Source organism: Brevibacillus sp. FSL K6-0770 (assembly GCF_038000275.1).
GTDB lineage: Bacteria > Bacillota > Bacilli > Brevibacillales > Brevibacillaceae > Brevibacillus > Brevibacillus parabrevis.
In genome coordinates this window covers 2,008,938-2,021,218 of record NZ_JBBOBQ010000001.1, presented here as the reverse complement: position 1 = coordinate 2,021,218, position 12,281 = coordinate 2,008,938, and the positions used below count along the sequence as shown (strand labels likewise).

General features: G+C 53.3%; 12 protein-coding genes and 1 other annotated feature. Of the genes, 3 read left to right on the top strand and 9 right to left on the bottom strand.

The window, feature by feature from the left end; translation table 11 throughout:
• The first annotated feature begins 28 nt into the window (after window positions 1-28).
• The 3 genes from asnB to comER all read left to right on the top strand — a co-directional run bounded on the left by asnB (window position 29) and on the right by comER (window position 3,733).
• Window positions 29-1,954, top strand: coding sequence for an asparagine synthase (glutamine-hydrolyzing) (gene asnB, locus NST23_RS09830; RefSeq protein ID WP_122964126.1), 1,926 nt, complete (start codon window positions 29-31; stop codon window positions 1,952-1,954).
• Between the two features lie 112 nt (window positions 1,955-2,066).
• Window positions 2,067-2,828, top strand: coding sequence for a helix-hairpin-helix domain-containing protein (locus NST23_RS09825; RefSeq protein ID WP_340963604.1), 762 nt, complete (start codon window positions 2,067-2,069; stop codon window positions 2,826-2,828).
• Window positions 2,829-2,899: 71 nt separating this feature from the next.
• Window positions 2,900-3,733 carry a late competence protein ComER gene (comER, locus tag NST23_RS09820; RefSeq protein ID WP_122964128.1) on the top strand — a complete coding sequence of 278 codons (834 nt, stop codon included), beginning with the start codon at window positions 2,900-2,902 and terminating at the stop codon, window positions 3,731-3,733.
• A gap of 436 nt (window positions 3,734-4,169) precedes the next feature.
• On the opposite strand, the gene leuS is transcribed toward comER, so the two are convergent.
• The 9 genes from leuS to NST23_RS09775 all read right to left on the bottom strand — a co-directional run bounded on the left by leuS (window position 4,170) and on the right by NST23_RS09775 (window position 12,199).
• Window positions 4,170-6,587 (bottom strand): leucine--tRNA ligase, encoded by a 2,418-nt coding sequence (leuS, locus tag NST23_RS09815; RefSeq protein ID WP_173597424.1) that lies wholly within the window; start codon window positions 6,585-6,587, stop codon window positions 4,170-4,172.
• A 129-nt stretch (window positions 6,588-6,716) separates the two neighbouring features.
• Window positions 6,717-6,958: a binding site (T-box leader), on the bottom strand.
• A gap of 51 nt (window positions 6,959-7,009) precedes the next feature.
• Window positions 7,010-7,747: a class I SAM-dependent DNA methyltransferase gene (locus NST23_RS09810; protein ID WP_173598595.1), complete on the bottom strand. Its 738-nt coding sequence runs from the start codon at window positions 7,745-7,747 to the stop codon at window positions 7,010-7,012.
• 5 nt (window positions 7,748-7,752) lie between these two features.
• Window positions 7,753-8,109 carry a ribosome silencing factor gene (gene rsfS, locus NST23_RS09805; RefSeq protein ID WP_063231353.1) on the bottom strand — a complete coding sequence of 119 codons (357 nt, stop codon included), beginning with the start codon at window positions 8,107-8,109 and terminating at the stop codon, window positions 7,753-7,755.
• Entirely contained in the window at window positions 8,109-8,699 is a 591-nt protein-coding gene (yqeK, locus tag NST23_RS09800) for a bis(5'-nucleosyl)-tetraphosphatase (symmetrical) YqeK (protein ID WP_122964131.1), read from the bottom strand. Before yqeK ends, rsfS begins: the two co-directional genes overlap by 1 nt.
• Window positions 8,683-9,276: a nicotinate-nucleotide adenylyltransferase gene (locus NST23_RS09795; RefSeq protein ID WP_122964132.1), complete on the bottom strand. Its 594-nt coding sequence runs from the start codon at window positions 9,274-9,276 to the stop codon at window positions 8,683-8,685. Before NST23_RS09795 ends, yqeK begins: the two co-directional genes overlap by 17 nt.
• A gap of 17 nt (window positions 9,277-9,293) precedes the next feature.
• Window positions 9,294-9,584, bottom strand: a complete 291-nt coding sequence (gene yhbY, locus NST23_RS09790; protein WP_122964133.1) for a ribosome assembly RNA-binding protein YhbY — start codon at window positions 9,582-9,584, stop codon at window positions 9,294-9,296.
• 37 nt (window positions 9,585-9,621) lie between these two features.
• Entirely contained in the window at window positions 9,622-10,473 is an 852-nt protein-coding gene (locus NST23_RS09785) for a shikimate dehydrogenase (RefSeq protein ID WP_173597426.1), read from the bottom strand.
• 83 nt (window positions 10,474-10,556) lie between these two features.
• Window positions 10,557-11,678 (bottom strand): ribosome biogenesis GTPase YqeH, encoded by a 1,122-nt coding sequence (yqeH, locus tag NST23_RS09780; protein WP_122964135.1) that lies wholly within the window; start codon window positions 11,676-11,678, stop codon window positions 10,557-10,559.
• Entirely contained in the window at window positions 11,675-12,199 is a 525-nt protein-coding gene (locus NST23_RS09775) for a YqeG family HAD IIIA-type phosphatase (RefSeq protein WP_122964136.1), read from the bottom strand. Before NST23_RS09775 ends, yqeH begins: the two co-directional genes overlap by 4 nt.
• Window positions 12,200-12,281 lie beyond the last annotated feature (82 nt).

Here is a 12,281-nt window from a genome sequence, read left to right as displayed (position 1 = left end):
AATCCAGTGAGAGGAAGAGTCATTTCATATGTGTGGAATCGTAACACTCTACAACAAGCGGCAAATGCCAGTTAGGCAAGAAGCGATCAGCGCGATGACCGGTATCATCCTGCACCGTGGTCCAGACGACGATGGTTTTCATCTCGAAGACAACATCGCCCTGGGCTTTCGTCGTTTAAGCATCATTGACGTGGAAGGCGGGCATCAACCGCTGTTTAACGAAACACGTGACATCTGGATTATTGGCAACGGTGAAGTGTACAACTACAAGGAATTGCAACAATGGTTAAAAGACATCGGTCACGTTTTCCATACCGATTCTGATATTGAAACCATCCTGCACCTCTACGAGGAGGTAGGAACAGAAGCACCTAAACATTTGCGCGGCATGTTCGGCTTTACCATTTACGACTCCCGCAAAAAACGGTTGTTCGGCGCACGCGACCACTTCGGGATCAAGCCGCTCTACTACGTGGAGACGCAAGATTCCATCGGGGTCGCCAGCGAAATCAAAAGCTTATTGGAGATTCCTGGCTTTACGCGCGAAGTAAACCACAACGGTTTTTATCATTACTTGACTTTCCAATACGTGCCTGATCCGGAAACGATGTATCAAGGCATCTATCGCATCCCGCCAGCGCACTCGTTCATCGTCGAAAACGACCAGATCAAGCTGGAACGCTACTGGGACGTGGAGTTCAAGCCGGATGAGAGCAAGCCGTTCTCGTATTTCGTCGAAGGAACCCGCGATGTGATGATGGAGTCGATCGACAAACACCGGATTAGCGAAGTGCCGCGCGGAGCTTTCCTCTCCAGCGGCGTCGATTCCAGCAGTATCGTCGCCATGCTGCGCACCTTTGAGCCGGTGAAAACTTTTTCTGTCGGATCAGACATCCCTGGCTACAGCGAGCTTGATTTCGCCAAGCGCACGGCTGGCTTTTTGGGAACCGAGCACTTCGAGCGGGTAATCAACGCCCAGCAATACATGGACGAATTACCGCGTCTCATCTGGCATCAGGATGAGCCGGTGGCAGACCCTTCTGCGATCTTGCTCTACTTCGTTGCGCAAATGGCAAGCGAGCACGTCACCGTCGTCTTGTCTGGCGAAGGTGCCGACGAATTTTTTGGCGGGTACAACATCTACAGAGAACCTAGCTCTCTCAAAATGTTTTCCGGCATGCCGGGCTGGATGCGCCAGTCCATCGGCTACATGGCCCATCGCCTGCCTGATCAGGTAAAAGGGAAAAACTTCCTCATCCGCGGTTCGAAAACGGTTGAACAACGCTTTTTCGGAAACGCCCTGATTTTCAGCGAAGAGATGAAAAGACGCGTCGTGATGGACGACATCGCACGCTCTGAATCGTACGTTTCGCCGTTTACGATCACCGAAGACATTTACAAGCGCGCCTCCCAGTACGATGATGTAACGAAAATGCAGTATCTGGACATTCACACTTGGCTGCGCGGAAACATTTTGATGAAAGCCGACAAAATGACGATGGCCAACTCCCTGGAGCTGCGCGTTCCGTTCATCGATCTGAAGGTGTTCGAATTTGCTGCGACCATTCCAACGAAGTACAAGATCGCCAACGGCACGACCAAACACGTTCTGCGCGAGGCGATGAAAGACTTCTTGCCGCAGGAAATCAAGTCGAAGAAGAAACTGGGCTTCCCGGTTCCGACGCGCCATTGGCTAAAAAACGAGTTTTACAAATGGGCCAAAGAGATCATTTTCGAATCGAAGGTCGACAATTTGATCAACAAGGCTTACGTGCTCTACATGCTTGACGAGCATCGCGAAGGCAATGCCGACTACAGCCGCAAAATCTGGACGATTCTCGTCTTCATGCTGTGGCACCAAATTTTCATCGAGCAAAAATATACGTTTGATCCGTATGTCAGTCCAAACGTAGACATTCGCCGCAAAAAAAATTCCTTGCAGCACATCGGTTAACTTAACTGGCAAGGAGCGAGTGAAAAAAATTTGCAGACCCTCTCTTACTTTTCGTAGATTGTGACTAGAGCGATTTCACAATCACGCGCGGGGTAAGGGAGGGTCTTTTGTCATGCTTCTCGATTGGTGGGAACGTTATCGCCGTCTCATTCTGATCGTTGCGGCCATCGCTTTTTTGGCGCTCAGCTTTTGGCTTTATCAGCGAGACAACCGCGAAGGGACGGTTGGCGTGCCGATCGCTGCGTCTGCCTATGCGCAGGGCGCAGCGGAGCCGAAAGCGCCATCCGTTGCCACCACGCCAGCGGAGCAAAGAGCCGCACCTGACGCGTCGGTGCCTGCTTCGGCTTCCAGGCAGCTTGCAGCCGGGGCGGCACAAGAGCAAGCTGCTCCGTCTCTTTACGTCGACGTGAAAGGAAAAGTGAAAAAACCGGGGCTGTATCGCTTTGCGCCTGGCAAGCGGGTCGCAGATGCGATCGAAGAGGCTGGCGGAGCGCTTCCACAGGCAGACCTCGATCAAATCAATCTGGCTCAGCCACTCGCTGACGGCACCGCCTTGATCATCCCGGCAAAAGGCAGCAGCGGCACTTCTCCCCTGCCCGGCGTAGGCTTGCCCTCCCCCGCTTCTGTCCAGGTGGGCGTGAATGGTGCTCCAGGTGCGGGGAGCAGCAAGCAACCAGGCAAAACGGTCAATCTCAACTCGGCCACAGTCCAGGAGCTGATGACGTTGCCTGGAATCGGCGAGTCGCGGGCAGCAGCGATCCTGGAATACCGCACGCAAGTCGGTCGTTTTCGCTCGGTCGACGAGTTGAAAAAGGTATCGGGGATCGGGGCCAAGATGTTCGAGAAGATCAAAGACCACATCGTTGCGCAATAAACGATCATCCGGTCATGATTGGCAAAATTGCCACATAGAATGGGAAAAGAATATCGGAGGGAGGTATGCCCATGGATAAAATCGGGTTCATTGGTACGGGCAGCATGGGCAGTATCTTAATTGAAGCATTGCTGTCCGCCAAAGCGCTGTCTCCCAGCCAAATGATCATCACCAATCGCACAATCGAAAAAGCCGAACAGCTCGCAAAGCGGCTTGGCGGGCTGGCGGTCGCTCATAGCAACGCAGACTTGGCCAGAGAAGCCAACATCATCGTGTTGTGCGTCAAGCCGCTGGAATACAGCGAGCTGCTTGCCCAACTCGCCCCTGTTTTGACGGAGGGACATCTGTTCATCACCATTACCAGCCCGATCAAACTGGAGCATCTGGAATCGAAAGTGCCATGCGCCATCGCCCGGGTCGTGCCCAGCATTACCAATGCCGCACAAAGCGGAGTCAGTCTATGCGAGTTCGGGTCGCGGGTTAGCGAGGAGCAACGTCATTACATCCGCAATCTTTTCGCCCACATCAGTACCCCGGTCGAAATCAGCGAACCGTTTTTGCGCATCACTTCGGACATCGCCAGTTGCGGCCCTGCTTTTCTCAGCTACATTTTGCAGCAGATGATTCAAGATGCCGTGGAGGAGACAAACATTTCTCCAGAGGCTGCTACGTATTTGACCTCGCAGATGCTGATCGGCGTGGCTGACTTGCTTCGGGAAGAAAAATTTACGCTCCCTTCCTTGCAGCAACGGGTCTGCGTCCCGGGAGGCATCACCGGAGAAGGTTTGATTCCTTTGCAAAGTAAGTTTCCAGGCATTTTCAGAGAAGTATTCCAGCGCACACGAGCGAAATTTTCCGAGGATCAGGAACTGCTTGACCGTTACTTGAATGAGCAGCCGCAGTAGCTTGCATATGTGCTGATCGTTGCACAGGTCGATTATAAAAGATCGCGTGACGGGTACGCTTGACCAGACGCATGACAGGCTTCGTGACAGTATGCTTGACCGGGCGCGTGATGGGCTGCGTGATAGTACACTTGACCGGGCGCGTGATAGGCTGCGTGACAGTACACTTGACCGGGCGCGTGATAGGCTGCGTGACGGATACGCTTGACCCGGGCGCGTGATAGGCTGCGTGACAGTACGCTTGATCAGGCGCCGCGTGACAGGCTTGCTTGCCGGACCCGCACGCAGATAATCAAAAAGGAGTGGGACGCCTGCTAATGCAAGCTCCACTCCTTTTTTCCGTTTGGATCATCAAGCTTCCTCTTCTAACCAGCAGCGGTGGCTAACAACAGAAGTAGCAAGCAAATAATCTTGTATGGTTGTTCACTCGAATCGATTAGCGAACGACGATGTTGACCAGTTTGCCAGGAACGGCAATGATTTTGACGATCGTTTTGCCATCGATCAGTTCTTTGATCATGTCGTTGTTAAGCGCCAGCTCTTCCATTTGTTCCTTGGTCGAATCGGAAGCGATCAGCAACTTCTCTTTGTTCTTGCCGTTGATCTGGATGACGATTTCCACTTCGTCCTCCACCAGCTTCGACTCATCGTAAGTTGGCCATGCTTCGTAGGAGATCGTTTCGTTGTGTCCGAGCTTCTCCCACAGTTCTTCACCCAAGTGCGGAGCGATTGGCGACAACATTTTTACGAAGTCTTCCATGTACGATTTCGGCAGAACGTCTGCTTTGTACGCTTCGTTCACGAATACCATCAGTTGGGAGATACCTGTGTTGAAACGCAGGCCCTCGTAGTCTTCGGTTACTTTTTTCACGGTTTGATGGTAAACGCGCTCCATGCTCGTCGCTTTTTTCGTATCGACGATTTTCTCGTTCAGCTGGCCGTTGTCTTGCACGAACAGGCGGTATACGCGGTCCAGGAAGCGGCGCGCACCATCGAGGCCTTTTGTCGACCAGGCGATGGAAGCATCCAGCGGCCCCATGAACATCTCGTACAGGCGGAGCGTATCAGCGCCGTGGCTGTGTACGATATCGTCAGGGTTGACGACGTTGCCTTTGGATTTGCTCATTTTTTCGTTGTTTTCGCCGAGGATCATTCCTTGGTTAAACAGCTTTTGGAATGGCTCCTTGGTAGGTACGACGCCGATGTCGTACAGGAATTTGTGCCAGAAACGGGAGTACAGCAAGTGCAGTACCGCGTGCTCTGCTCCACCGATGTAGATGTCGACTGGCAGCCATTCTTTCAGCTTTTCCGGATCAGCCATGGCTTGATCGTTGTGCGGATCGATAAAGCGCAGGAAGTACCAGCAGCTGCCCGCCCATTGCGGCATCGTGTTGGTTTCGCGGCGCGCTTTCATGCCTGTTTCCGGATCGACGGTGTTCAGCCAGTCGGTAATGTTGGCAAGCGGCGATTCGCCCGTGCCGGATGGCTTGATTTCTTTTGTTTTTGGCAGCATAATCGGCAGTTCGGATACGGGAACAGTTTTCATCGTGCCATCTTCGAGGTGCAAAATCGGAATCGGCTCACCCCAGTAGCGTTGACGGCTGAACAGCCAGTCGCGCAGACGGTAGGTCACTTTGCGATTTCCTTTGCCTTCGGCTTCCAGCCATTCGATCATTTTGTTGATCGCCTGCTCTTTGTTCAGACCGTCGAGCATGCCGGAATTGATATGCTCTCCATCGCCTGTGTACGCTTCTTTGGAAATGTCTCCACCCGCGATTACTGCTTTGATCGGCAGGTCGAATGTTTTTGCAAATTCATAGTCGCGCTCGTCGTGTGCAGGTACCGCCATGATCGAGCCGGTTCCATAGCTGATCAGCACGTAGTCCGCGATCCAGATCGGCAGGCGCTCGCCGTTTACCGGATTGATGGCGTATGCCCCGGTGAATACCCCTGTCTTTTCTTTTGCCAGGTCTGTACGTTCCAGATCGCTTTTGTGTTTGGCTTGCTCCAGATAAGCTTCTACGGCTGCTTTTTGCTCTGGGCTGGTAATCTGCTCAACCAGTTTGTGCTCTGGAGCGAGTACCGCGTAAGTAGCGCCGTAGAGCGTGTCCGGGCGCGTCGTGAAGACGGTAAAGCTTTGATCGTGTCCGTCGACGGCAAAAGTAACTTCTGCCCCTTCGGAGCGGCCGATCCAGTTGCGCTGCATTTCCTTGATGCTCTCCGGCCAATCCAGCTCTTCCAGGTCTTGCAGCAGTCTTTCCGCATAGGCCGTAATTTTCAGCACCCATTGCTTCATTGGACGGCGCTCGACTGGATGTCCGCCGCGCTCGCTCTTGCCATCGATGACTTCTTCGTTTGCCAGCACCGTTCCCAGTGCAGGGCACCAGTTTACAGCTACTTCGTCAATGTACGCCAAGCCGTGCTCATACAGCTTCGTGAAAATCCACTGGGTCCATTTGTAGTAGTGCGGGTCAGTCGTGTTGATCTCTCTGTCCCAATCGTAGGAGAAGCCCAAAGACTTGATTTGGCGGCGGAACGTGTTGATATTTTTTTCCGTGAACTCCGCAGGGTCATTGCCTGTGTCGAGCGCGTATTGCTCAGCAGGCAGACCAAACGCATCCCAGCCCATTGGGTGAAGCACGTTGTAGCCTTGCATCCGCTTCATGCGAGACAAAATATCGGTAGCCGTATAGCCTTCCGGATGTCCGACGTGCAGCCCTGCACCGGAAGGGTACGGGAACATATCGAGAGCGTAAAACTTTTGCTTGCCTGGGTCTTCTGATGTTTTAAAGGTTTTGTTTTGCTCCCAGTATTGTTGCCATTTTTTTTCGACTTCACGATGACTGAAAACCATGGTAGAGCACTCCCATCTTGAAATAGGTAAAAAAGTAGAAAACTTGGCTATGCCAAGCTGTTGCCAACATCATGATCCAAACTGCCTTTCGGCCATATAAAGAAAACCTCACGCCCCAATCGCTTGAACGAAAGGGACGAGAGGTTTGTTTATACTCCCGCGGTACCACCCACATTGGCGAATGCAAAGCATCCACCCGCTTAAATCCGTAACGGGGATGAGCCGCCCACCCTTACACAACCATATTAGAATGGCCTTCAAGGCGAGTGCTGAGAGGCGAGTTCGGACGATCCCGGGTTGACTTGCACCTGCCGTCAACTCTCTGTATGCTCGCGGGGCATATTCCTACTATTCCTCTTAAACGCGTCGAAATTTGCAGTTATAACGCCATTATAGTCAATTGGAACCAACCATGTCAAACTTTATGGCTTGCGTGCGGAAAAAAACAGGCGCTCGCTCGCTTCCTGCGGTGGCAAGTCCGAATAGTCTGCCGTAATGACGATGTCCGTGAACCCGGCCTCCGCGAGCCAGCGCATCAGTTGCACAGGCTGGTAAGCTCTTTGCCAATGCTCCTCCTCCATCCGCTCGTACAAGCCGTTTGGCTGGCGGATGAAAAAGGTCAGCTGATGCTCTACTTCCAGGCGAAGCGGGTCGCAGAAACATTGCCAAATGTACGAAACCTCGTCGTCGACGTAGGTGAACGTCTCGTCTCCGAAAACGTGCAGCATCTTGTACGGACTGTGCACATCAAACAAGAAGCTTCCCCCTGGAGCAAGATGAGCGAACACGCGTCGAAACGTCTCTTGCACGTCCGCCTCTTCTGTCAAGTAGCTGAGAGAGTCGCACAAGGAAATGACCGCATCGGCTTCCGGCAAGGAAAGCTCGCGCATATCTTGTTCCACCCACGCTACCTCTACTTGCTCCTGGCGCATTTTATCGTAGGCAATCGCCAGCATTTCGGCTGAGAGGTCGACACCTGTGACGCGATAGCCCCGCTTCGCCAGCGGAATGGCGATCGTCCCTGTCCCGCAGCCGAGATCGATAATCCGCTTGGGTGCGCTGCCTTTTTGCCAGCTGCGCTCAATCCAGTCGAGCCACTGATCGTAGGGGGTGTCTGCCATCAACGCATCGTAGACGGCGGCCATGTGTGCGTAGGCCATCTTTATTACCCTTGCACAGCGAAGGAAACCTCTTCTGCATCCTTCCACAGGCGCTCCAGGTTGTAAAACTCGCGATCTTCCCGGTGGAAGACGTGAATGACGATATCTCCCAGGTCAACCAGCACCCAGCGTCCTTCGTCTGCCCCTTCAATCCCGCGAACATCATAGCCGTTTTTATGGGCCTGGTCGCGAATCTCGCGCACGATTGCCTGTACTTGGCGCTCGTTGTTTCCGTGGCAAATCATGAAGTAATCTGCAATGACGGACAGCTTGCTGATGTCCAGCACCTTGAGATTTTCTGCCTTTTTGTCATCGGCTGCCTTCACTACCAAGCGAGCCAACTCTTCTACTGTTTTAACCATCAAAACCCTCCTTCTCTCCCTTTGCGGGATACCAGATCGTTATAGGCAATCAGCGTCAACGGATAAACCGTTTTCTGCTTTTCTATCAAAAACTGAATGGTGCCGCCCAAAGCTAGTGCCAAGGCTTGATCCAAATTCTTTTCAGCCAGCGCGCGAATCTCGTCGACACCAGGAAAAATGCGGTTCGGTTCTATATAGTCTGCCACACAAACGACTTTTTCTAACAGGGACATCCCCGCTCGCCCCGTCGTGTGGTAGCGAACGGCTTGCAAAATATCCGTATCTGTCACACCGAGATCCGTCTGGATGACGATCGCCCCGGCAAAAGCGTGCCACAGCTCTTTTTCCCCTTCCAGAAGCTCTGTCGGCATATCGTGGCGAACGAGAATTTCGAACATTTTCTCCACGGGCCAGCATTTGCAGTAGTCGTGCAACAGCCCTGCAAGCTCCGCTTTGTCCGGGTCAGCCCCGTAGCGAACGGCAAGGTTGCGAGCTGACTGGGCGACTCCGAGCGTGTGGTTGAAGCGCTTTTCATGCATTTGCGCCCGAATGCGGGCAAGCAGTTCTTCCCGATTAGTCAAGAGTTTCATAGAATCGGTTCTCCTTTATATAGCGCTCCACAGCAGCTGGCACCAAGTAGCGGATGCTTTTGCCCGCAGCCGCCTTTTCGCGGATCAACGTGGAAGAGATGTCCCAAACCGGCATCTCCACAAAAGTGACGTACTCGCTTGCCTCCCGATCCAGCTCGGTGCCCGGCCGGGCGAGTCCTATAAAGCGTACCATGCGAAGCAGCTCTTGGAACTGGTACCATTTGGGCAAGATTTTGACCATGTCTCCCCCAATAATAAAAGAAAACTGACAATCAGGGAACTGCTGTGTTAGCTGAACCATTGTGTCGTAAGTGTATGACGGGCCTTCTCTTCTCAGCTCGATATCCGTGACGCGAAAAGCCTCGTGATCGGCCACAGCCATCTGAACCATGTTCAGGCGATGCTCTGCCAATGTCAGACTGTCCCTCTGTTTGTGCGGAGGAATGTGCGTCGGCATGAACCAGATTTCATCAAGCCCGGCCTGTTCCCTGGCTTGTTCTGCTGCCAGCAAATGACCGCAGTGGATCGGATCGAATGTCCCGCCCATCATCCCTACTTTTTTGACGGCATGCTTCATGGCGGTAGTCCTTATGGTTACGGCAGCTTGATGGTCTTGTGCTCCCGTGACTCTTTGTACAAGACAACCGTATGGCCGATCAGCTGTACCAGCTCGGCACCCGCACCTGCTGCCAAATCTTCTGCTACCTCGTGTTTGTCATCGCTGTTGTTTTGCAAGATCGCTACTTTGATCAATTCGCGCACTTCCAGCGCCTCTTTGATCTGGGTGATCATATTTTCATTCACGCCCCCTTTTCCTACTTGGAAAATCGGGGTGAGATGGTGTGCTTCTGCGCGCAAAAAGCGCTTTTGCTTGCCGGTCAACATCGGCATGCCTCCTTTTAATTCCTGCAATCAAGATTGATCAGGTTGTTTTCGTCAGTTGCTGCAAGACAATCTCACGCATGACATCTGTCGGTGCGTCTGTTCCCGTCCACAGCTCAAATGCCAGTGCCCCCTGGTTTACGAACATCCCGACGCCGGAGTGGACAGTCGCGCCGATTTCTTTCGCTTCACGCAACAGGCGCGTCTCCAGCGGGTTGTAGATCAGATCGCTGACAGTCAGGCCGGGATGGAGCCATTCTGCTGGCACAGGGGTTTCCTGCACGTTTGGCAGCATGCCGATGGAAGTCGTGTTGATCAACAGGGAGGAGTCCGCGATGGCGTCTTTGCCTTCCCCTTGCTCCACGATCCGCGTCGGGACGAGTGTTCCCACATGCTCTGCCAGTACAGCCGCTCTTTCCCGCGAGCGGTTGATGATGCGAATTTCCTTGACGCCTTTTTCCGCCAAAGTAAACGCAACAGCACGGGCAGCTCCGCCCGCGCCCATCATCGTAACAATTTGTTTGTCCAGCACGATCCCCGTCTCCGCTACAAGCGAGCGGACGTAGCCCATGCCGTCCGTATTGTAACCGATCAGCCTGCCATCCTTGCTTACGACCGTATTGACCGCGCCGATGCGCTTCGCCAGCGGATCGATTTCATCGAGCATCGGCATGATCGCCACCTTGTGGGGAATCGTCACGTTAATCCCGCGCAAGCCCAATGCGCGAATCCCCGCTACCGCGTCCGCCAAGTCTTCCGGGTCTACGTCAAACGCCGCATAAGCGAATCCAAGTCCGGTCTCGGAAAAAGCAGCATTGTGCATCATCGGAGATTGGGAATGGGAAACCGGATGTCCGAACAGGCCAACCAACTGCGTTTTGCTTGTAATCATGGAGCATTTCCTCCCCCGTAGCTTCTCTCTCTAGCATATGGCACGAAAAAGGGAGCGCCATATGCGGATACTTGTTGGACTGGCTAGATCAGCCCGCGGCGCATGCCCACGCTTACTCCTTTTGGCGCGTGCACCACGACGTTCGCTTCGTACTTGCCTTGAATGGTCACCCAGCCCAGCCCGGAGATGACGATATCCGTAGACATTTGCGATTGGGTCACCTTGAAGGAATGCTTGACGAACGGCGGGAGCGCTTTTGCCGCTTCTTCTCCTGTCGGAGGCACCAGCAGCGTGCCGTGATGCTTTTCCATCACTTCGTCCGCTTTTTCCAGCTTCGTGCGATGAATGTACAGGTCGTTGTCTACATAAACGACAAACGGCTGTTTAGATCCACGCACAAAGTCGATGCGTGCCAAGCCGCCGAGAAACAGAGTTTGTCCAGCTTCGAGCTGGTATACTTTGGAGTTGATCCGGCTTTTCGGAGTGATTTTGCGCAAATCGGCTGGCGACACCATATGTCCAATCTGATCGCGGTTGATGATGCCCGGCGTATCGTAAATGGAGCGGCCGTCTTCCAGCGGAATTTCGATTTTATCGAGCGTCGTGCCAGGGAACGGCGATGTCGTGATCTCCAGCTCTGCGGCTCCGTAATCGTGCAGGATGCGGTTGATCATCGTCGATTTGCCGACATTGGTCACTCCGACGATGTACACGTCGCGCCCTTTGCGCAGCTCCCCGATCCGATTCAACAGTTCGTCGATATGCAGTCCTTTTTGCGCGCTGATCAGCACGATGTCTTCCGGGCGCAAGCCGCGCTCTTTCGCTTCATGCTGCATCCAGTTGCGCACGCGGTTCAGGTTGATGTTTTTCGGCAGCAAGTCCACTTTGTTGCCCACGAGCAAAATCGGGTTTTTCCCGACAAAGCGCGGCAGCCCTCTGAGCCAGGAGCCTTGGAAGTCAAAAATATCGACGACCATGACGACCAGCGATTGCGTAGAGCCGATGCCATCCAAAATTTTCAGGAAGTCGTCGTCACCCATTCCTACCGGAGCGACTTCATTGTAATGCTTGATGCGATAGCAGCGCTGACAGATGACGACCTTGCGCCCCAATGCCGACTCCGGCGCATAGCCGGGCTTTTTCGCATCCTCTGTCTGAATCGCGATCCCACATCCGGCACAAGAGCCGAGTGTTTGTTCCGTCATGCTTTTCTCCTCCACGAAACCATTCCTTTCCTTTCCATCCAGCTTAAAGCCACGCGCTCCATCTGACGGTTAAAGCGCGTCCAGAAACCGTCCGTCTGGGCCACAGGCACGACCAGGATCGTATGAAACCCCAGTCGATTTCCCCCCAGCACATCAGTAAACAATTGATCGCCAATCACGACAGTCTCGGCGATGGTCACGTTCATTTGCCGAACTGCCTGCAAAAAGGCACGGTTGGTCGGCTTTTTCGCCGCACAAATAAAACCGAGATCGAGTGGTGCACAGAAGCGATGTACGCGCTCCTTGTTGTTGTTGGACACAACAGTGACCTGAATGCCTGCTTCCTGCATCCGGGCCAGCCAGTCGATTACCTCCGGAGTAGCCTCCGGCCTGTCCCACTCCACCAACGTATTGTCCAGGTCTGTTATCACCGCACGGATTTTATTTCGTTTCAATTGATCTATATCAATGTGATGGATTGACTCTACGAACTGACTGGGCATCAGCTTGTTTAAAAACACGGGGCACCTCCAAATGATGTGCAGCCATTAACCGCGATTTCGGCACCTACTATACCATAATCGACCACTCTGTTGCAAAAGA

Excerpts from the sequence above, each read along its gene's own strand:
- asnB (WP_122964126.1), top strand. The coding sequence starts at position 29 with ATGTGTGGAATCGTAACACTCTACAACAAGCGGCAAATGCCAGTTAGG.
- NST23_RS09825 (WP_340963604.1), top strand. The coding sequence starts at position 2,067 with ATGCTTCTCGATTGGTGGGAACGTTATCGCCGTCTCATTCTGATCGTT.
- comER (WP_122964128.1), top strand. The coding sequence starts at position 2,900 with ATGGATAAAATCGGGTTCATTGGTACGGGCAGCATGGGCAGTATCTTA.
- leuS (WP_173597424.1), bottom strand. The coding sequence starts at position 6,587 with ATGGTTTTCAGTCATCGTGAAGTCGAAAAAAAATGGCAACAATACTGG.
- NST23_RS09810 (WP_173598595.1), bottom strand. The coding sequence starts at position 7,747 with ATGGCCTACGCACACATGGCCGCCGTCTACGATGCGTTGATGGCAGAC.
- rsfS (WP_063231353.1), bottom strand. The coding sequence starts at position 8,109 with ATGGTTAAAACAGTAGAAGAGTTGGCTCGCTTGGTAGTGAAGGCAGCC.
- yqeK (WP_122964131.1), bottom strand. The coding sequence starts at position 8,699 with ATGAAACTCTTGACTAATCGGGAAGAACTGCTTGCCCGCATTCGGGCG.
- NST23_RS09795 (WP_122964132.1), bottom strand. The coding sequence starts at position 9,276 with ATGAAGCATGCCGTCAAAAAAGTAGGGATGATGGGCGGGACATTCGAT.
- yhbY (WP_122964133.1), bottom strand. The coding sequence starts at position 9,584 with ATGTTGACCGGCAAGCAAAAGCGCTTTTTGCGCGCAGAAGCACACCAT.
- NST23_RS09785 (WP_173597426.1), bottom strand. The coding sequence starts at position 10,473 with ATGATTACAAGCAAAACGCAGTTGGTTGGCCTGTTCGGACATCCGGTT.
- yqeH (WP_122964135.1), bottom strand. The coding sequence starts at position 11,678 with ATGACGGAACAAACACTCGGCTCTTGTGCCGGATGTGGGATCGCGATT.